The sequence below is a fragment of the Clostridium neuense genome, assembly GCF_045310695.1.
GTDB classification, from domain to species: domain Bacteria; phylum Bacillota; class Clostridia; order Clostridiales; family Clostridiaceae; genus Clostridium_S; species Clostridium_S neuense.
The window spans coordinates 1-20,937 of sequence record NZ_JBJIAA010000001.1; the positions used below are offsets into that span (position 1 = coordinate 1).

The window sequence follows — 20,937 nt, forward strand, 5'->3', positions numbered from 1 at the left end:
ACATATAAACACATCCTTATCTTATCTATATTTTAATGTGTTCGGTCTTTCGTGTCTACAATATTATACTAGCATCAACTGTTTAAATAAAATTTTATAAATCTTAGAGGAAAATATCCAAAATACTTAGAAGTTTTAATTGTCTGAACGATAGTGAGTTATTGAAACTTCTTAGGATTTTGGATATTTTTCTCTTAGATTTATTAATTTTATTTAATGTTCCAAAATATTATTGCTTCGCTTTTCCAAAGTTAGGATCATCTAAAATATCTTGATACATTTTAATATACATGTCTGGTCTAAAATCTGTTCCATCAACTGCTTCATTGTACTTGTACAAAAATCTTGTTGCTAAACCTAAATCAATGGTTTCCGTGTACATTTTTTCTTGATCAGCACCTTTTTCATTGAATGGCAAGCCTGTATAATAATGTACCTGCCAGGTTTCTCTTGCAGGCCCCATTATGCTGCTGCCGCCCCAAAAATAATTATCTACATCTAAGCCGCATAAATTTGCTGAAGCAATGAAAATTCCATTTGTTATACAATTAGCTTCCAAATTTGTTCTTGCAAGACTTGGTCCATGACAATGTGCATATGCAGTGCTATTTATATAAAGCCTTGCTCCCTTAGCTACATAATAACGCGTCATTTCAGGGAAACAGTATGAATCATAGCAAATTGCAACACCAATTGGCCCCCAAGGAGTATCTATAAGCATTGGCTCGTCTCCTCTTACTGCCCAGTTTGGTTCTGGTGCTGGAAGATGCATTTTTCTATAAGAACCATATAAACCTTCTGGAGTAAATATAGCAAGCGAATTATATATTTTACTTTCATCGTCCTTATCTCTTTCTGGCATTCCTAAAACAACATACATTCCAAGTTTCTTAGCTAAAGCTTCAATTTCATCTGTCGATGGTCCTGGAATTGTTTCTGCAAGCTTAGTTTGCATTTTTTCAGCTTTTGGAGTTGATGCTATATCATCATAGCTTGTAAGACTCATTTCTGGGAAAACAATAAAATCCGAACCTTTCTTTGCAGCAGCTTCTATATATCCCTTAATTCTATTTAAATTTGTTTCTTTATCTCCCCATACAGCATTAAAATTTACAACTGACAATGTGATTATATCCTTATACATAAAATTTCCTCCTAAGTATTTTTTATTTTACTTAATCTTACGTTTTATGTATAACTTTATCAAACGTCAAAAGTTATCTTATTCTAATATTTTTAGCGATTTTATCAATATATTTGGTCTATATTTATTAATTTATTAAAATTAATCGTATTTTTATTAATTTTTAATACTTTCAAAAATTTCATATTAAAATACAATGCTAATAATGCACTAACAACTAAGCTTTTGTATTCATTTTTGCTGCAAATTCATCAATATTGTCCTCTTTTAAATTTAGAACGTCCTCATTTGTCTTGCATATGTGCCTAACAATAAATCTTTCAAAAAAATTCATAGTTTTGAACACAAAGCTTCCTCCAAACTCACCTTTGGCTAAAGCATTATTTCTGAGTTTTTCTGGAAAAGACTGTTCTAAAAATAAATTCATTTTATCCTTATCGCTCATGCCGCACACAAATAATCCTATTCTTTTATCACTTAATTCCTTTAAATTTTTTTCACAAAATTCTTTTACTTCTTTTATAATTTGTCCAGCATAAATTGGTCCTCCAATAATAACATTGTCATATTTCTCAAGTGTAGAAACGTTATTTTCTTTTAAATTAAGTATATCAAAGTCACCATCAAGTTTTTTGGATAATTTAATTACACATTTCCTTGTAAAATCATGCTTAGTAGCATAAACGATCAACGTATTCATGAATGTGCCTCCTATTAATTTATTAAACATTGATATATTATTAAACACTGTTTAATAAATTATAACAATAATTTCTATTAGTGTCAAAGCTATAGTTGTAAAAATAAAACACTTTTATTATAATATAAATATATATTGGCACCAATTATATATAATTCCACATATACATTTTCTTTAACATAAGTATACATAGTTAAAAAATATTACAATCACAGTTTATTTCATTCGCTAATTCTTCAACACAGGGGGGGATTTTTTTGATAATAGGGCATAATTTAATTGCTGATAAAGCACTCCATTATTTAAATATAAATGAAAGACATATGCAAAATGCTATGCTTAGACTAAGTTCAGGCAAAAGAATAAACAGTGCTGCTGATGATGCTGCTGGACTTACAATATCAGAGCACATGCAAGCTCAAATTAATTCTCTAGAAATGGCAGCAAGAAATTCTCAAGATACAATTTCAATGCTTAATACTGCCGAAGGTGGATTATCTGAGACCCAATCTATACTTCAAAGAATGAATGAACTTGCTACTCAAGCAGCTAATGACACTAATTCCACTTTAGATAGAAGTTCTATAAATAGCGAACTTTTACAGCTAGAAGCTGAAATAACTCATATATCTAAATCAACAAATTTCAATGGTATAAACTTATTAGATTCTTCTGGTAATTTATCATTTCAGGTTGGCGCAAGTTCTAGTTCTTACGATTCACTTGGTTTAGATTTCTCACCTTTTAATATGGGATCTGTACTAACTAGTATAACAGATGGTTCTAGTTTAAATGTTAATAATTTTGACAGTGCACGTGCTTCAATGTCTATGATTCAAAAAGCAATTGATTCTGTATCATCTGCTAGATCTATAATAGGCGCTTATGAAAATTGTCTCAATTTCGATATAGATAATTTAAATAACGAAGCTAATAACCTAACAGAAGCAGAAGCACGAATTACAGATGCAGACATGGCAAAAGAAATGATGGAATATTGCAAGTATAATATCCTTCAGCAAGCCGGCCAAGCTATGTTATCTCAAGCCTTGCATCATGATTCAAATAGTATACTAAAGTTATTGGATTCTCTTTAAGTTTATTAATTCCATCAATGCATAAAAATAACGTTATTTTTTCTTAACTCATGCCCTTTTTCTCTATAGCTTAAATCATTTACCGACAAAACTTCAAGCTCCCCATTTTCATATTTAACTTTAGAAACACTTGAATTTTCTATCATTTTAATATTTAAATTATTATCTAAATTTTTCAAAAATGTCATAAGCATTCCTCCGTGAACTACTAGAAGGACATTTCCCCCACCTTGAGATGAGATATCTTCACATATATTTAAAATTCCTCTATTAACTCTTTTTATCAAAGTATTAAAGTCTTCTGCATTTCCTGTTTCGTCTAAGGCTGCACATGTATCCGCATAAACTTTATAAAATTCTGGCAGTTTCATGGCTTCCTCAAAAGAATTAACCTCAAGATACCTAAGCATATCCCTTGCCATTATTTTTTCACTTTCACCTTCGTACTTTCCAAAATATGCTTCCCTAAGATCAGGGACTTCTTTTACTTTCAATTTATTGTTTACTCTATTTTCTTTTATTACAATTCTTGCAGTTTTTATAGTTCGTCCAAGATCACTGCTGTAAACAGCTTTAAATTCAATATCTCTAAGTCCCACAGCTGCATCTCTAGCAACTTCAATACCTTCCTCTGTAAGTACTCCATCGCACCAGCCTTGAACTCTCTCAGCCTTATTCATTATAGTTTGTCCATGTCTCATCAAATACAAAATCACCTTATTACTTCTTTCACAACTCATGCACATTCTCCTAATCTAAATCAAATTCATACCTCAACTCTAAATATAACTAACCGAAATTTATCAACATCATGTTTATAGATGCTAAACATGATTAGACAATATACTTTAGTAGCCATATATCATATATAGTAAAAAAATTTAATTGGTTATAAATATTCACGCCTAAAATTCCGTAGGTACGGAGGAATTTTTTCCTTGTACTACCGTGGGAGCGAAGTAATAATGCTGAAGGAACAGTTTAAAAAATTCTAATAAATCTTGGTAAAAAAATCGTAAAATACTTAGATATTTCAATTGTTTGAGCATTCTTTCAGCGAGTTATTGAAATATCTTAGGATTTTATGATTTTTTTACCTTAGATTTATAGAATTTTTTTAATGCGACGAAGCATTATTACTTCGCCTTTAATTATACTAATAATTTTTAATATAATCAATTTGACTTAAGAAGTACATTCACAATTGTGTTGCAAAATTTTTTAGGTTCATTCATCCATGGATCATGACCAGAATGTTCAAACCAAATTAATTTTTTGCTTGGTGCTTTAATCATCTGGTAGTATTCCTGTGTTAATTGGGTCGGTGTATTTACATCATGACGTCCCTCTAGAAAATATACTGGCACATCTATTTTTTTTATCTGCTTACGAAAATCTATGCCATATAACTTGGGATAAACATGGTCAAAAGTATTAACAGTTCCTAATATAAAATTCAACTTATCATGTAATCCATACTCCGGTGCAGCTATATCTCTTAAAGTATGGTATCCGGGATTCGATATATTGGGATCTTTAGACATACAATTGCTAAGATACATTAAATATGAAGCTGATTTTGAAGTTACTTTGCTATAGTATGGAGGTTTTGATTGGCTTTTTAGTTTTTGAACCATATTATTATCGCCTTTTTCTTTAGCTATTTGTATTGCAGTATTATAACAGTACAATTCCGTATCAACAAAACTAACCATTTGACCCGTACCAACAAAAGCATAAAAAAGCTCTGGATATTGTTTCACAAGCATTATACCTAGTGCACTGCCCCATGACTCACCACAGACATAAATTTTCTTTTTATTAAACCTTTTGCATAAGTACTTAGTAAGTTCATGTGCATCTTCAATATAACGTTTTGGTGTAAGTAAATTAATCCTTACAGCATTATATGATTTACCAGCTCCTGCTTGATCCCAGTTAACTATAACAAATTTATCTTCTAGTGCTTTTAACTGGTCACGAGTTTCTGAAAGTTGACTTCCCCCTGGACCTCCTGCTAAAAATAATAGTATTGGCTTATTTATATTTTTTCCACGTATAGTTATCCATTCATCACTACCACAAAGCTTTATTTTTTTAAGTTCAGCAATGCTTCCTGAAACAGTATTACCATTTCCATCAACAATTGGTGGCGTATATGTCATATGCTGAGAACTCACTGTAACAATACAAAGTACAAATATTAATGCAGCTGTAACAATAAATTGCTTACGGATTTTTAAAATCCACGGTTTTATACGTGACTTTTTTCTATTAAACAATACAACTCCTATAGTAATAATAATGGTAACAATCATAATTAAAAATGAAATAAACAGAGCTAAAATTGAAATAATCTCTATTGTAAATTCAATGGGTACAGTCCCAATAGTAGGTTTAAGTCTCGATCTAATAAAAATAAAATAAGCTGCTATAATAGCTATTACAAGTACAGCCATAATAACATATGTTTTTTTGCCAAGTGAACTTTTCATTTTAAATGCCCCCTTACATTAATAGTACATAAACAATCAGTCATAAAAAAGTTACTGTAGTCATACTTTATATTACTATTTCAAATGCAAAAATGCTGCTATACCAAAAGCTGGTACAGCAGCATCTTTTTATACACAAATTTATAAACATCGCTTATAAAATTTTTCTCCTTTTTCCTTATAACTCATATCATTTACTGACAAAACTTTAAAATTACCATTACCATATTCAATTTTACTTACACAACAATTGTCCATATCTGTAATACATAAATTTTTATTTAGTTCTTTAAGAAGTGCCCTAAGCATTCCTCCATGAACAACTAGAAGTACATTTCCACCACCATCTTGTGAATTTGCTTCGCCTATGGCTTTAAGCCCTTTCATAACTCTTTCTATTAAAGTATTGTAATCTTCTGCTTGTCCAGTTTCATCTAAAACAGCACAACTGTCAATATATGATTTTTCAAAATCACCTAGACTTCTAATTTCACTAAAAGAAGATACATTTAGATGTTTCATTATGTCGGTAAACATCATCTTTTCTATCTCACCCTCATATTTACCACAACAAACCTCTCTTAATTCTGGAATTTCCTTTAATTCAAGATCTTTACTTACTTTATTTTCAGCTATAACAATTCTTGCAGTTTTTACAGCTCTCTGCAAATCACTACTATATGCAGCTTTAAATTCAACGTCTCTAAGACCTGCTGCAACATATTTTACTACTTTTATACCTTCATCGGTAAGGACACCATCGCACCAACCTTGAACTCTTCCTGCTTTATTCATTATAGTTTGCCCGTGTCTCATTAAATATAAAATCACTTTATTGCTCATTCTAATTTCTCCTAACTAGCTTAAATTACCACTTGTTCTCATAATCCAGTCATTAACAAGCGAATTAAATACTTCCACTTGTTCCACTTGCAAATTATGTCCACCCATATCAATTACTGCAAAAGTTGCCCTTGGAAAGTTGTCTAATATACTCCAAGCATCTTTATATCCAACACAAGAATCCTGTTTTCCCAAAATTATAAGAGATGGTTTATCAAACTTTTCATCTAGGTTATCCACATCAAAAGAAAAAGAATAGCCATTCTGTCTAAACTTTTCTAAAAACTTGCAGTTTGAAATTTCTACTCCTGATAATATTTCATCTTTATATCTTCTATATGTTTTTTTAGTTTGAACAACTAAGCCATCGTCTATTTCCTTAATTTCTTTTTCTGATAAGTCACTATCCTGTACCAAAACAACAGTTTCTGGTACATTACGCTTTTCACTATCAGGTATTATAACAGGGCAAATTAATAAAAGCCCCTCTACTCTACTTTGCATTTTTTTAACTATCCCTCTTGATAAATATCCGCCATACGACTGACCAGCAAGTAAAAAGTTTTGATTTGGAATAATTTTTTCTATAAGTTCAATTATTATATCCAGCATAATATCAGCATTTTCAATGCAATCAGCAGTTTGAGATTTTCCCATTCCAGGTAAATCTATATATATTCTTTTATAATTGTTTTTATTCACGAATACTCTCTCCATACACCCATTCATAAGTCTATGGTCTACCGAATATCCGTGTATCATAACAATTGGTTTTCCTTCTCCAATCACTTCATAGTTAAGCGATATATTTTTAATTTTACATTCCATTTTATTCACTCCTCTTACCCATAAACTTCAATTTATAAGTAATTATTATTTGATAACTTATTATATAGTTCCTTTATAGCTTTATTTACATTATTATCATACATACCACCATGATAACATATTACAGTTTCTATGTCATACGCTGTAAGCTTCTTCAATGAATCTATATATAATTTCATATCAAAATTAGTAGCTGAGGACATTTGACAAAGCATACCATTTTCAACACTTAAAGCATCTCCTGCTATGAGAATTTTATATTGCTCAAGATATAGACAAATATGACCTAATGTATGTCCTGGTGTAAAAACAACTTTAATTCCTCCACAGTATGGCAGACTTTCACCATCAGTTAATGTTCTATCCACATTAACTTTTGATTTTTCAAACCCAGCTTTAAGTTTTTCATATACAATTTTCATTTGTGGAGATAATAAATTTAAGTTATTCTCCATTTGTGCTAATTTAATAGGACATTCTTCACCATCTATATAACTTTTTTCTTTTTCGTGAGCAATCACCTTAACATCAGGTAATTCATTTAAAATACTAGAAATGCTTCCTATATGATCAATATCATGATGGGTTAAAATTACTTTGTCTAGTTTATCAAAAGAAATACCGGCCTTAGCTATGGCATCTTTAATTTGAGGGAGCTGTCCAGGACATCCTGCATCAACTAAAATCATATTACTATCATCTCTAATTAATGTTGGATTAATAACAGCTTCATTTCCCATAATATTAAAAGATATTTCAAGCATTTCGATAAAATTATTTATTTTCATTTATTTATCCCCCTAAAAAATATATTTTTGCTATTGACAATGATTTAATTATATGGTATAATATAGTTTGATATAGCTTTATAATTATATAATATTAACTAATTAATGTCAATAAATTTTAAAAATAGTAAAATAGCTGTATCAAAATAGGTACAAACTCCTGTTTTGATACAGCCTTTTTTTAATTAAGCTCAGTTAATTCATATTCTTTAAAACTATTTTTGCTTTCTATATTGAAACATAGTCAAAACCTCTGAATGCACATACTCCCCATATTTAGCAAATCCCATTTTCTCATATAAATGATGATTTCTATAGCTTTTAAATGGTGTTATTAATGTTAAAGTAATTGAAAAAAAGGAAATTTACCTTGCTGGAATGGAATTAAAAACTAATGTTATTGAAAATATAAAGAAAAAAACTTTTCGTAATTTTGGGCAAAGTGTATTCTTACCCAATACATATAAGATAAAAAATATAATTGATCCAAGTAACAAAATATATTTTGAAATTACAAATCCAAAAACAAACGAATTATATCATCTAGCATGTTTTGAAGTATATTCTTCATTTATTCCTAATGGAATGATACTTAAAGTTATTCCTCCCCAAAAATATGCAGTTTTTACACCTGAAAAGCCTCTTTCAGCTTTAGAATACAGTTCCCTTATTACCTATGCTTACGGTGAATGGCTGCCAATTTCAGGCCACCAACTTGCTGATAATTTCACTTTTGATGTATCGGAACGTAAAAATATTTCAGGAAATTCAGTCACAAAAAATATGAAAGTGTATATTCCTATTAAATAAGTATACTCAATTTAATTTTTATGACACTATCTTTTTGGATAGTAACATACATTTTAGTAACTTATTTCTTTTCCTCATATATTGTTATATATTATATATGAGAATATAAACTAAAATGAGGTGTAAAAATGAAGGTATTACTTATTAATGGAAGTCCTAACGCTAAGGGCTGTACTTATACTGCTTTATGCGAGGTTGCAAAAGAATTAGAAAAAGAAAATATTGAAACTGAAATTTTTCAAGTTGGGAATAAAGCTGTAAGAGGATGTATTGGCTGCGGCGGTTGTTCTAAAACAGATAACAAATGCGTATTTGATGACGATACTGTAAATGCTGCTCTTGAAAAAGCTAAGAATTCCGATGGCTTTATCTTTGGGTCCCCTGTACATTATGCTGCTGCTTCTGGCTCTCTAACTTCCTTTCTAGACAGACTTTTTTATGCTGGAAATTGTTTTGCATACAAGCCTGGAGCTGCAGTTGCAAGCTGCCGTCGTGGTGGTGCATCTTCAACCCTTGATCAAATAAACAAATACTTTACTATTGCAAATATGCCTGTTGTATCTTCTCAATATTGGAACATGGTACACGGAAACAATCCAGAAGAAGTAAAACAGGATCTAGAAGGAATGCAGACAATGAGAACTCTTGGAAAAAACATGGCTTGGCTTTTAAAATCAATTGAAGCCGGCAAAAAAGCTGGAATTAAGCTTCCTGAAAAAGAAAACAGAGTTTGGACTAATTTTATACACTAATTTAAGAAGTGAAGGGTTTTAACTAGCAGCACAAGTTAAAACCCTTCATCAACTATGATCACTACTAGTTCTTTGAACTAACAATTTTAGTGTATGATTTAACTGAAATCACATAATAAAACAAATAAACTACAATGTAAACTGCTGTTATAGCAAAAGTACTTTCTACCACAAGCTTGCTTGCCCCCATTAGTTTAATAATGTAAGCCGCCAAGGCTACAGAACTATGCAGCAAACTTATAATTAAAGGCATGCCAAATATAAGCGCAAGCTGCTTAGAAATAATATGTCTTGTTTCTTTTTTCTTAGTACCAATTTTTCTTAATACGCTGTACCTTCCTCTATCAGAAAAAGCTTCTGTTAACTGTTTATAATAAAGTATACTTCCTGTGGAAAGCACAAATAAAATGCCAAGGAACATTCCTATAAACACATAGCTTCCCATTAACTTATATTCACTCGCATGTTCACTAAAATAAGAATCAAAGTACGCTTCTCCCGGAATCATCTTATTTAACTCAGAAACAAGCTTTTCACTTTTTAATGAATCATTTAAACTGTAGCCTCTAATTAACATGCTGCTATATGCATTATTGTTAGTTAACCTCTTAAAAGCTTTATCTGTAACTACAACTGTTGTTGTTCTACCCAAATTGTATCCAAGCACACCATTTACATCAGAATCCACAATATTTAAGTTAAAATCTTCTCCGCTAATCTCAGTAGACTCAATTTTAACCTTTTCTCCTTTGAGAAAGCCCCTTTTATCTGTAGCACTTACCTCTATAAAAAAGCAATCATTATCATTATTTAATTTCAATTTCTTAACCATCTTTAGGCTATCCGCAGACTTGGATAACTCCGAATATCTCAAGATTTCATTGTATTCACTTTGAGATATTATCTTAACTCCAAAAGGTGCTTTTAAATCTCTGCCATTAGGTCCTTTATATTTTTTTGTAAGTCCTGCCGCTTCTATAATTGAAATATCTGATTTATGAGTGATTTTCACTTCTTTGTGTTTATTTATCGCAGCATATACTTTGCTATCCAGTTCCTTATTGCCAGCTTTGTATATCAAAGAATACGGCGCACCTAATGCCGTTTGCTTTTCTAAAGACATATAAAGGCTAAAGGTAAAACCAAGAGCTGTAATTGCAACTGCAGATACTATAGCTATAGTTGCAAGAACATTTGAATTTGCTTTTATTCTATACAATATCTGCGAAATACTTACAAGATTTTCTCCCTTATAATAAAGCTTTTTATTTTTTTTCAAATTGTTAAGCAGTATCACAATTAAATTGTTAAATAAAATATATGTTCCAGCGACTACTAATACCAATACAAGAAGCCCAAAGTAAATCATTTTACTTCCACCTTGAAGAGTTTTTGTATAAGCAATAACATATCCAATCAAAATCATTAATATAGATATTAGTGCCATGCCTTTTGAGCCTTCATGTGATACCTCGCACTCTTTTTCTGCACTTAAAAGTTCTATAAGACTGTACTTATATACTACCTTTGAAGACCGTATTGAATTAAATACAAACACTACCGCAAATATTAGTATTGTAGCAATAACTGCCTTTGGTTCCAATGCAAATTTTATGTTAACATCAGATTTCATCATATTAACTAATAACTGCAAAATAAACCTAGACACTATAATTCCTAAAGGTAACCCTATTATAATTGAAAATAATCCAAGAAATATGTTTTCTGAAAATAAAAGCGTACCTATCTCTTTCTTTTTCATACCAAGTATTGAGTACAAAGCCATCTCTTTTTTCCTGCTTTTTATAAAAAAACTATTGGCATACCAAATAAAAAGTGCCGAAAAAATTATAACTATAATAGAAGCCGCCTTAAAAGCAGTATTAACCTTTATCTTTCCACCACTAAAGGCCTGTATCTGTTTATTAAAATATATAGAAAAGAACAAGAAAAGCATAAAAACAGAAAACACTGTGCTTATAAAATATGAAAGATATTTTCCAAAGTTATGCTTAACATTGGAAACTCCAAGCTTAAACAGCGTCACTTACGCCACCCCCTAAGGAAGAAAGCACTTGCAATATTTCATCAAAGAATTCTTTTCTGTTACGGCCATTTCTTTCAATTTCACAATTTAAAATTCCATCTTTTATAAATATAATTCTGTCACAGTAGCTAGCAGAAAAAGAATCGTGAGTAACCATTACTATTGTTGCAGCATTCTTTTCATTAAGTTCAGATAAACTATTTAAAAGTTCCGCTGATGATTTCGAATCAAGTGCACCAGTTGGCTCATCTGCTAAAATTAACTCTGGTTCTGTTATAATTGCTCTTGCTGCCGCTGCCCTCTGTCTTTGACCACCAGAAACTTCATATGGAACCTTATTTATTATTTTTTCAATTCCAAGTAGTTCACTTATCCTTTTTAACTTTTTTTCAATTAAAGAAACCTTAACCTTTGCAAGGGACAGCGGAAGAATAATATTTTCTTTAAGCGTAAGCGTGTCCAGTAGATTATAGTCTTGAAATATAAAGCCAAGTTTTTTTCGCCTAAAATCAGACAGCTCATCTTCATCAAGATTAACTATATTCTTGCCGCCAATTAGCACAGTTCCACCAGTTGGCTTATCTATAGTTGATATTACATTAAGTAAAGTTGATTTTCCCGCTCCAGAAGGACCCATTATTCCTAAAAACTCACCTTTTTTAACTGAAAAACTTATCCCCATCAAAGCTTGTGACGGAATTCCACTTGCTGCTGAACTATAAGTCTTTTTGACATCTCTAACTTCCATTACATTCATAAAATTACCTCCAAAATTCAACTTCATGGAGAGGTACCAGGTAGCTATTAAGTTATACATGTACCATAATGTCTTGAAAATTAACATTTTGGGACACCTACAACTTAAGTTTCGCCTTGGTGCCTCTTTATAGATAAACCATTTCAACTACCAAAATCAATTTGCATCATAATGCCCAGAAGACGTCATTTTTATACAAATTAATTTTGAAGTTTCAAGTGGTTTATCTTTAGTTAGAGTATAAATAACCGTTCTTAATTTGAATTTTAAATAATCTTAATTTCATCTTAAGTTTCTTTATCAAATTCTATTTTTATGCTTGTTCCTACATTCAATTTACTTTCAACATAAATATTACCATCGTGAGCCTCTATAATTTGTTTTGCAATTGCCATACCAAGCCCGGAACCTTGAACTTTAACTTCACTACTAGTTCCTCTATAATACCTCTCGAAAAGTTTATTAAGCTCCTCCTCTCCCACGCCTTTGCCATTATCCTTAATATTTATATGTATTTTATCAGCTTCTTCTATTGAAACTTTAAGTATAGTACTAGGTTCATTGTGAACTACCGAATTATAAATTAAGTTTGTAAAAGCTCTCCTTAAAAGTGTATTATCAAATTTAAAATTCACTTTATCCTGAGTACACTTAAACACAATTTTTCTTTCTTCGTATTTTGGAATATTTAATATATCTATTATCACTTCTTTTAATAATCGTACTAAATTTCCATCTTCATTTTTCATAGGTACTTTGCCATTTTTAAGCTTATAAGTAAAATTTAAATCAGTAACTATATTTTCTAAATTATTTGCATTTCTAAGTATTATAGTTCCATATTTTTGCGCATCTTTAGGATTAACTTCATAATTAAAATCAGCTAGTATTTCAGCATAACCTTTTATAGGTGATAAAGGAGTTTTTAAATCATGCGATATATTCGATATCCATTCCTCTCTTAAAGTTTGATTTTTCTTTCTCTCAAGCTCTGCCGCTTTAAGTTTAGTATCTAAAGAATTAAGATTTTCATATACCTCCTGGTAAATCCCATTTTTCTTCATAGGTACATATGAATTTGAAGCTAACTTTTTTATTGATGCTATTACTTGCAATAAACTATGATTCATCTTAATTCCATACGCAGCAATTATAATCATAATTACAAGAGCTCCCCCTAATATAAGGAACTTAAAGTTTGAAGCTTTATCATAGTCCACATATAAGGTCAATTTTGATACTTTCATAGGAAACGCAATTATGTATGTCCACCTAGTTCCACTTGATTTAACACTTCCAACAAATATGGTATGATTTTTTACATCTCCACCGCTTTTATATAATTGCACCATTTGTATAGGAGAATAATGCAATAGTTCGCCCTTGAGTTTATTGTAACTTTTAACCACATCACCATTTTCATCAATAATTTGAAAAGAAAGCTTATACTTTTTTAATTCATTTATTCCTGAAGCCGTTAATTCTGGCTTCCTATTATTAAAAATAATTTTATCGCTGAACTTTTCTGTAAAAGATATTGGCCAGCTTGCCCAACTAGCTTTACTGCCATTATCACTTTTTAGCAAATAAGTTGTTATGCAAACAAACAAAAAAATCAATATTATAAATAAAACAAAAAATATAGAATACACCCGAGAAATAAATTTATAATTTAACTTTTTCATTTTATTCTTTTCCCTTTACAAGTTTGTATCCAAGCCCTGTTATTGTAACTATAAGCTTTGGATTAGATGGATCTTCTTCAAGCTTTTCACGGAGATGCCTTACGTGAACAGAAATAGTATTATCATACCCCATATATTCATCCCCCCACACAACTTCGCAAATTCTTTCCTTGTTAATTATCTTATTTGCATTTTCCGCTAAATATAGCAGCAGCTTATATTCCTTTGCTGTAAGTTTAGCCTCATCATTTCCCTTGTATACCTGACAATGTTCTGTATCTATAGATATATTAGATATTTTTACAATTTTGTTTTCCTTACTTTCTTTTACACTATCATACTGCTGTCTTCTAAGCTGTGCCTTAATCCTAAACGCAATTTCTTTTGTACTAAAAGGCTTTGTAATATAATCATCACCACCCATACTTAATCCAAGAATTTTATCAATATCATCACTTTTTGCCGATAAAAATAAAATTGGGCAGTAAGAAAATTCTCTTATTCTTTTGCACACCTCTATACCATCAATATCCGGAAGCATTATATCAAGCACAATTACATCAGGAGCTTCATCTTTACAAACAGTCACAGCTTCTAATCCACAATGAACCTTTTTTATATTTTTAAAGCCTTCCTTTAGTAAAACATCTTCTATTAAATCAGTTATATCTTTTTCATCATCTATAAGCAGTACCTTCTTATTTGAGAAATTTACTAAATCCATTTTATTACCTACTCTCTACTCTCTTTGTATTGTTTTATTAATAATAACATAGTGTATTACTTTAACCCACTTGTTTAGTATATACATTCTTTTTAGTTCAGTAAATATACAACTTTTTTACAAAATAATACTGTTATAATCCATTTAACACCACCTCAAACTTTGGGATTTCTTTACTTTTACTTGATCTTTTTATAACTCTAACCTCTAAAAAATCAACTAAAAATCGCTAGAATCTAAGATTCCAGCGATTTTTGAAGCTGCCTTAATATCTAAATCCAATTAAATTCCAGTTAAATATGAAAAATACAAAAGCGTACATAACTAAAATACTAATAGAATTTAAAATTTTATAAGACAGTTTAGTTTTTTCTCTTTTAATAACAAGTATAAATGCAACGCTGCTGCCTATAACGAGAATTGTTGAAATTATGAAAATTATCGGTGCAGCTTTTATGTACCAAGGCACACTGTAATACATATCAAAGGACATCATCCAATATAAAATTTCAAATAAGGCACCTATATTTAATAGACTTATAGCGAAAACTAATACTTTAAATATTCTAATTACACTAATTTCACTATTTTTAAAAATACCTTTTCCTTTAATTAATTTCTTAAATCCTATGAACACATTCTTAACTATTTGAAACATGAAAAATAGCATTGCAACTATAATTATAGCTAAGCTCAACTTATAATTATCTTTAAAATTAACTCTTTCAAAATTATCAAAAGGTCTATTATTAAGAAAAATATATTTAATTTTATTATTTTCTTCCCTGAAAGCGACTAACTCATTATTATCAGCTCTCCTAAAGAGATTATTAGAAACCTTTATAAGCTTTGTATCTTCTTTTTTCTTCATATGACTGGTGCCGTGATAAATTAGTGAATTCTTGCTTTTATTATATTCAATTTGTACATCTTCATTTTCGTCAATGGAACCTAAAAGATTTATGAACTTTAAAATATTGCCTTTTGCATTATCCTGATATAATCTATAAGTTCCCACATATTTATAAGCTTCTTTATCACTTATCTTGCTTTCACTGTATTTTTTAAGCTTGGAACTTGAATAATATTTATTAAAAAAAGCATTTTCTATGTCATTTATTGCAGGTGCAGCTGAAGTTAAATTATTTGATACAATATATACCCCTAGATTATCTTCTGTATCTAAAAGCATATCATCAAAATATCCTACTGAAAGTGCTCCTTCATGTGAAATTATTCTTTTTCCATTAATGTTTTTCTCCCAAAATCCATAACCAATTCCACATAAATTTTTATCGTTTGAAAAATGATGTTCATGCATTAATTTTGCTGTACCTTCATTCAAAATTTTGTTATTCTTATAAACTCCATTTTGCAAATGCGCCATCATAAACTTTGATATATCTAATGGTGTTGAGTTTATGCCTCCTGCTGGGCTATCATTGTAATAAACATAACCTGTTTTTGTGAGAGAATCATAGTTTTTTGTCATATTATTTAATGGCAAAGAAACTTTACTATTTTTCATACCTAATATGTTAAAAATATTTTTTTGTATATAGTCTTCGTATTTCATACCAGATACATTTTCTATAATATGTCCCAATAAATCTAATCCGATATTTCTATATAAGCACACTTTTCCTGGCTCACTTGTAACTACTGGTTGATGTTTTTTCAAATACTCTGATAAAGATATGATATCCGCTTTAGTTTTTGCAGCAGTATACGGAAGTGTAGCCTCGTCAATTCCAGAAGTATGTGTAAGCAGGTTTTCTACAGTAACTTTTTTTGCAAACTTATTTTGTATTTTAATGTCACCTAAATATTTATTAGCATCTTCTTTTAAATCTATTTTTCCCTGCTCATAAAGCTGCATAATTGCAGTTTCTGTAAAAAGCTTTGATGTAGAACCTATTCTATAAACAGAACTGTTTACATCAGCCTTAATTTTATTTTTAACATCCGCATAACCTAAAGCATTTTTATAAATTATCTTTCCATCCTTAACAACTATCATACATAAACTTGGCAACTTATATTTTTGAAAGTTTTCCTTTGTTATCTTGTCTAAATATGAATTTAAAGCCTGCCCTTCTACTATCTTTGCAGATGCGTTGATTGGCTTAAATACACTTGTAAATAACAAAACTAAAATCAAAAAAAATTTATTAATATGTTTCATAATTTGTTTCTCCCCTTTTTTAAGATGACTTAAACTTAACTTTGAAATAAGTTTAAAAAAAACATCTTACGAAACATTTAATAAATTCTTACGAAAACCTTACGATTTTAAACCGGCAGTAATATTTGAAAAACTGTTTCAGCATCGCTGCTCGTAACTTTAATATCACCCTTATGAACCTCTGCAATACTTTTAGCTATAGCAAGTCCCATTCCCTTACCACCGGTATTGCTGTTTCTCGATTTTTCACTTCTAAAGAACCTTTCAAATATATAAGGTATATCTTCTTTTGGTATCTTCCTACCATAATTTTTTATACTCACAGACGCCATGCTGTTAAGCTCACTAATTTCAATATCGAGCTTCTTCCCTTCGCTTCCATAAAAAATATTGTTATTAATAATATTTTCAAAAAGCCTTACTATTAAATTAACATCCCCATTAATGAATATTCTTTCAGCTGGAGCTTTAATATTAAAGGACATATTAGACTTTTCAAGCGTTGGAATAAAGCCAATCATTATCTGCTCCAATAAATCCGTTATGCTTAGCTTCTCTTTTTTTATATTAATTCCCTTAAAATTAATGCTTGTATACTCAAGTAAATCATTCACTAAATTTTTTAGTTCATCACATTTTCTTAATATAATGTCCATGCAATTATCTGAGGCTTCCTTATCCCTGTAATCTATTTTTTTCATAGCTTCTACATATCCTATAACTGATGTCAATGGAGTTCTTATATCATGGGAAATATTACTTATCATTTCATTTTTCATTTTTTCATTTTCACGATCTTTTTCAATTAGCTCCTCAAGCTTTCTTGACATAATATTAATATTATTAGCTATCTGCCCTATCTCATCTTTTGTATTTACTTTAATATCGACCTTGAAATTTCCCTTTGAAATCTCATTAATGTTTTCATTTATATCATTTATGTTATAAATTATTTTCCTTGTAAATATGTAAAAAAACGTAGTAGTTATAAGAACAAAAACAACAAATGATACAAGCATGATATATGCAGTAAGCTTTAAATGATTATTAGCCCATTCACCACTACTATTATAATCGACATTATATGCTAACTTTAAAAATTTAAACAATATAAAAATAGTTAATATTGCCGATAAAAAAATGCTTAGCATAAAAGCTTTTAGTACTTTAAATTGAATTCCTTTAAATAAATTAGCTTTCAATTTTATATCCAACCCCCCAGACAGTTTTTATGATTTTAGGTTCTCTAGGGTTTTCTTCAAGTTTTTCTCTAATTCTAGCTATATGAACCATAACTGTATTATTACCCTGGAAATATTTTTCCTTCCATACTCTTTCAAAAATTTCTTCCAGTGGAAAAACTCTGTTAGGATTTTCAGCCATCAAAAGAACAATTTCATATTCTGTTTTAGTGAGATTAATTTCCTTTCCATAAACTTTAACCTCAAAAGTTTCTTTATTAATTTGCAGGCCATTAAGGTTTATTAAAGTATCTTTTGATTTTTCATTGTTATTGCCACTTAAATACATATACCTTCTAAGCTGAGCTTTAACTCTTGCCATAAGTTCTACTGTACTAAAAGGCTTTATTACATAATCATCTGCCCCTGTACTTAAGCCAATAACTTTATCTATCTCAGAGGATTTAGCACTGAGTATTATAATTGGAATGTTTTTCGTCATTCTAACCCTTCTGCAAACCTCTGTGCCGTCAACCTTAGGCATCATTATATCAAGTATTATTAATTGAATATCTGTGCTTTCTACAAGCTTAAGAGCTTCCTCACCATTACAAGCTTTTAATATGCTATAGCCTTCATTTTTTAAGTTAAACCCTACTAAATTAAGTATTTCTTTATCATCATCTACTACAAGAATTTTTTCACTACTCATACTACATACCCCTTAAAAATTTAAAATTCGTTTTTATTATATCATGCTTGTATACGTTCATAAATATTACTGAAACATATAAGACCTTGAAACTTGTAATGTACACTTATAAGTTAACTAGAACAAGCCGACCTCAATTCTCTATGGAGCAAAAGATAATTTATGTGAGTTTAATGTAATATCTGAATTTGCAAAACAATTCAACTGCAACCTAAAAATAATAGAAGATAGAGAACATTATTTTCATAATGATGATTTTTCTCCGCTATCGCTTCAAAAAATCTTAAACTTACCGGCACAAAGCACTTAAAATATAGTATTCAGCTCAGCTGGCATTATTAAGTTTTAAGATTTACCTGAGGGAAACAAAAGGTAAACCCACATTCATTATACTCTGATTTTTAGTTTGCATTATTTATAGATTTCCTGCTTATAATCCTAGTATAAACCTCATAAGATATAAATAGATTGTTATTTTTTCCAGTTCCAAGCTTTATTTCCGGCCTATTTGCTCCATGATAGTCCGTTCCACCAGAAAATATCAAATCATATTTTTTTATTAAATAGTCTAGAAATTTATAATCATCTGCATTAAATGAAGGATAATATCTTTCAACTCCATCTAAGCCAACACTTATTAAATATTTTATCTCATCCTCTATTTCATCATTATTAAGTCCAGCAAAGCCTATTGATTTATTATAATGAGCTAAAAAAGACAATCCTCCTGCCTTTTTTATAATACTAATAGCAGTTTCTGCCTTCATAAGTTCACCTTCACCATAAGGAATTGGATCTAAATACTTGTCCCAAATTTCTTGAGCTGTACTGCACAATTTATTTTGAGTAAAATATCTATAAATGTCGTATCTATCTAAATACTTTTCAAAAGCCTTTTCTTTTAACTCTTTTATGCTTATATCTATTCCTTTGCCTCTTATTGTAGACAAAATGTATTCTACTCCGCTGTCCCTAGCCTTTTTCATCTTATTATACTGGTATAAAAAATCTTCATTTTTAGGGTCAATTCCAATTCCTAAAATATGAAGTATTCTCCCATTTTTGTATAGAGAACTTATCTCTATTCCATTCAAAAAATCTATATTATTATCTTTTGCAAGTAATTTAGCTTCTTTTAAGCCACCTATATTATCGTGATCTGTAAGTGCTACTGCTTTAACCTTTTCTAAAGTAGCTGTTTCTATCAATTGTTTGGGAGTGCTTGCTCCATCAGAAATATTAGTATGGGTATGTAAATCTATTTTATACTCCATATAATCACCTCAGTTCTAGTATATACATTCTTTTTAGTTCAGTAAACACACAACTTTTTTACAGAATAATACTTATAAACAAATTAATAACACCGATTATATAAATATGAACATATAGAATGGAGTGATAATTATATGAACATAAATCCAATACAAACAGTATCAAAATTTAATAAAAGCTCAAAAACTAGTAATAAAACCTCAAGGATAGATATTGATTTTTCTGATGTCTTAAGCAATACTAACTTAGTTCCTTTAAGTCTTAAGGAGATTAAAGATGAATGTTGGAGTAACATTTTAAACCAAATTAATAGTGAACCACCTGAAGATAGGGAAGAAGATTTAAGAATTTTTGGTGACTTTAGAAATAAGGGCTACACTTTTTTTCCAGATTCACTTGATGCACAAAAAAAAATACTTCCATGCTTTCCACCTGCTACAGTGCCCGGCCATATAAGAGAGCAATTCAATAATTCTTTTAATAATCTAAATATAACACCCGATCAAAAGGATGTGATAATTGATTGCTTAAAAAAGGGATATGCTCAATATTTTAAAGAACATAATAATAACAATTTAGCCCTATATGATAAAAATAACTTTAAAGACTCGATTTCTTTCTTGATAAAGTATGTTGAAGAAAATAGACAATATCTAGCCGCAGATACTAAAGTTGATATAGAAAAAGGCCTTTATAAAGATCTTTACGAGCCAACAAAAGATTTTTTAAATAATTTCCTTAAACACTTAAAATGAACTTGAATTTTATTTTTTCCTTGCACTCCCGTGGGGGTGAAGTAACAATGCTGAAGGAACAGTTGACGGCATTTTCAAAAAAATAACAAGTCCATCTAGTGGTTAATTTTGTGTAATATTTCGTCAACTGAACCCGCTAAGACTGCCTAGTATTAACGG

19 protein-coding genes are annotated in these 20,937 nt (G+C 29.9%); 4 read left to right on the forward strand and 15 right to left on the reverse strand.

The window, feature by feature from the left end:
* Positions 1-229: 229 nt before the first annotated feature.
* Together ACJDT4_RS00005 and ACJDT4_RS00010 are read right to left on the reverse strand one after the other, a co-directional pair.
* The gene (locus ACJDT4_RS00005; RefSeq protein ID WP_406785469.1) at positions 230-1,144 is read right to left on the reverse strand and encodes a carbon-nitrogen hydrolase family protein; all 915 of its coding nucleotides are present in this window, start codon (positions 1,142-1,144) and stop codon (positions 230-232) included.
* 217 nt (positions 1,145-1,361) lie between these two features.
* Positions 1,362-1,844, reverse strand: coding sequence for a flavodoxin domain-containing protein (locus ACJDT4_RS00010; RefSeq protein WP_406785470.1), 483 nt, complete (start codon positions 1,842-1,844; stop codon positions 1,362-1,364).
* A 257-nt stretch (positions 1,845-2,101) separates the two neighbouring features.
* Between ACJDT4_RS00010 and ACJDT4_RS00015 the strand changes: the two genes are divergently transcribed.
* On the forward strand, positions 2,102-2,941 hold the full coding sequence (locus ACJDT4_RS00015) for a flagellin N-terminal helical domain-containing protein (RefSeq protein WP_406785471.1): 840 nt from the start codon (positions 2,102-2,104) through the stop codon (positions 2,939-2,941).
* A 14-nt stretch (positions 2,942-2,955) separates the two neighbouring features.
* On the opposite strand, the gene ACJDT4_RS00020 is transcribed toward ACJDT4_RS00015, so the two are convergent.
* From ACJDT4_RS00020 to ACJDT4_RS00040, 5 genes are all read right to left on the reverse strand, one after another.
* On the reverse strand, positions 2,956-3,681 hold the full coding sequence (locus tag ACJDT4_RS00020; RefSeq protein WP_406785472.1) for a histidine phosphatase family protein: 726 nt from the start codon (positions 3,679-3,681) through the stop codon (positions 2,956-2,958).
* Between the two features lie 435 nt (positions 3,682-4,116).
* Positions 4,117-5,436: an alpha/beta fold hydrolase gene (locus ACJDT4_RS00025; RefSeq protein WP_406785473.1), complete on the reverse strand. Its 1,320-nt coding sequence runs from the start codon at positions 5,434-5,436 to the stop codon at positions 4,117-4,119.
* Between the two features lie 141 nt (positions 5,437-5,577).
* Positions 5,578-6,279 (reverse strand): histidine phosphatase family protein, encoded by a 702-nt coding sequence (locus ACJDT4_RS00030; RefSeq protein ID WP_406785474.1) that lies wholly within the window; start codon positions 6,277-6,279, stop codon positions 5,578-5,580.
* 15 nt (positions 6,280-6,294) lie between these two features.
* Positions 6,295-7,107 carry an alpha/beta fold hydrolase gene (locus ACJDT4_RS00035; RefSeq protein ID WP_406785475.1) on the reverse strand — a complete coding sequence of 271 codons (813 nt, stop codon included), beginning with the start codon at positions 7,105-7,107 and terminating at the stop codon, positions 6,295-6,297.
* 32 nt (positions 7,108-7,139) lie between these two features.
* Complete coding sequence (locus ACJDT4_RS00040) at positions 7,140-7,895, reverse strand: MBL fold metallo-hydrolase (protein ID WP_406785476.1); 756 nt, start codon at positions 7,893-7,895, stop codon at positions 7,140-7,142.
* A 348-nt stretch (positions 7,896-8,243) separates the two neighbouring features.
* Between ACJDT4_RS00040 and ACJDT4_RS00045 the strand changes: the two genes are divergently transcribed.
* Both ACJDT4_RS00045 and ACJDT4_RS00050 read left to right on the forward strand, forming a co-directional pair.
* The gene (locus ACJDT4_RS00045; protein WP_406785909.1) at positions 8,244-8,705 is read left to right on the forward strand and encodes a GyrI-like domain-containing protein; all 462 of its coding nucleotides are present in this window, start codon (positions 8,244-8,246) and stop codon (positions 8,703-8,705) included.
* Positions 8,706-8,833: 128 nt separating this feature from the next.
* Positions 8,834-9,457 (forward strand): flavodoxin family protein, encoded by a 624-nt coding sequence (locus ACJDT4_RS00050; RefSeq protein ID WP_406785477.1) that lies wholly within the window; start codon positions 8,834-8,836, stop codon positions 9,455-9,457.
* Between the two features lie 64 nt (positions 9,458-9,521).
* Here ACJDT4_RS00050 and ACJDT4_RS00055 read toward each other — a convergent pair whose 3' ends face one another.
* The 8 genes from ACJDT4_RS00055 to ACJDT4_RS00090 form a co-directional block, all read right to left on the reverse strand.
* Entirely contained in the window at positions 9,522-11,504 is a 1,983-nt protein-coding gene (locus ACJDT4_RS00055) for an FtsX-like permease family protein (RefSeq protein WP_406785478.1), read from the reverse strand.
* Positions 11,491-12,252 (reverse strand): ABC transporter ATP-binding protein, encoded by a 762-nt coding sequence (locus ACJDT4_RS00060; protein ID WP_406785910.1) that lies wholly within the window; start codon positions 12,250-12,252, stop codon positions 11,491-11,493. Before ACJDT4_RS00060 ends, ACJDT4_RS00055 begins: the two co-directional genes overlap by 14 nt.
* Positions 12,253-12,548: 296 nt before the next feature.
* Positions 12,549-13,946: a sensor histidine kinase gene (locus tag ACJDT4_RS00065; RefSeq protein ID WP_406785479.1), complete on the reverse strand. Its 1,398-nt coding sequence runs from the start codon at positions 13,944-13,946 to the stop codon at positions 12,549-12,551.
* A gap of 1 nt (position 13,947) precedes the next feature.
* Positions 13,948-14,670 carry a response regulator transcription factor gene (locus tag ACJDT4_RS00070; protein ID WP_406785480.1) on the reverse strand — a complete coding sequence of 241 codons (723 nt, stop codon included), beginning with the start codon at positions 14,668-14,670 and terminating at the stop codon, positions 13,948-13,950.
* Positions 14,671-14,935: 265 nt separating this feature from the next.
* On the reverse strand, positions 14,936-16,855 hold the full coding sequence (locus ACJDT4_RS00075; protein WP_406785481.1) for a serine hydrolase domain-containing protein: 1,920 nt from the start codon (positions 16,853-16,855) through the stop codon (positions 14,936-14,938).
* A gap of 107 nt (positions 16,856-16,962) precedes the next feature.
* Complete coding sequence (locus tag ACJDT4_RS00080; protein ID WP_406785482.1) at positions 16,963-18,069, reverse strand: sensor histidine kinase; 1,107 nt, start codon at positions 18,067-18,069, stop codon at positions 16,963-16,965.
* Positions 18,047-18,748, reverse strand: a complete 702-nt coding sequence (locus ACJDT4_RS00085) for a response regulator transcription factor (protein WP_406785483.1) — start codon at positions 18,746-18,748, stop codon at positions 18,047-18,049. The genes ACJDT4_RS00080 and ACJDT4_RS00085 overlap by 23 nt, the downstream gene beginning before the upstream one ends.
* 401 nt (positions 18,749-19,149) lie before the next feature.
* Positions 19,150-20,022, reverse strand: a complete 873-nt coding sequence (locus ACJDT4_RS00090) for a PHP domain-containing protein (RefSeq protein WP_406785484.1) — start codon at positions 20,020-20,022, stop codon at positions 19,150-19,152.
* A gap of 135 nt (positions 20,023-20,157) precedes the next feature.
* Here ACJDT4_RS00090 and ACJDT4_RS00095 point away from each other — a divergent pair, with 135 nt between their 5' ends.
* Positions 20,158-20,778, forward strand: coding sequence for a hypothetical protein (locus ACJDT4_RS00095; RefSeq protein WP_406785485.1), 621 nt, complete (start codon positions 20,158-20,160; stop codon positions 20,776-20,778).
* Positions 20,779-20,937: the final 159 nt, after the last annotated feature.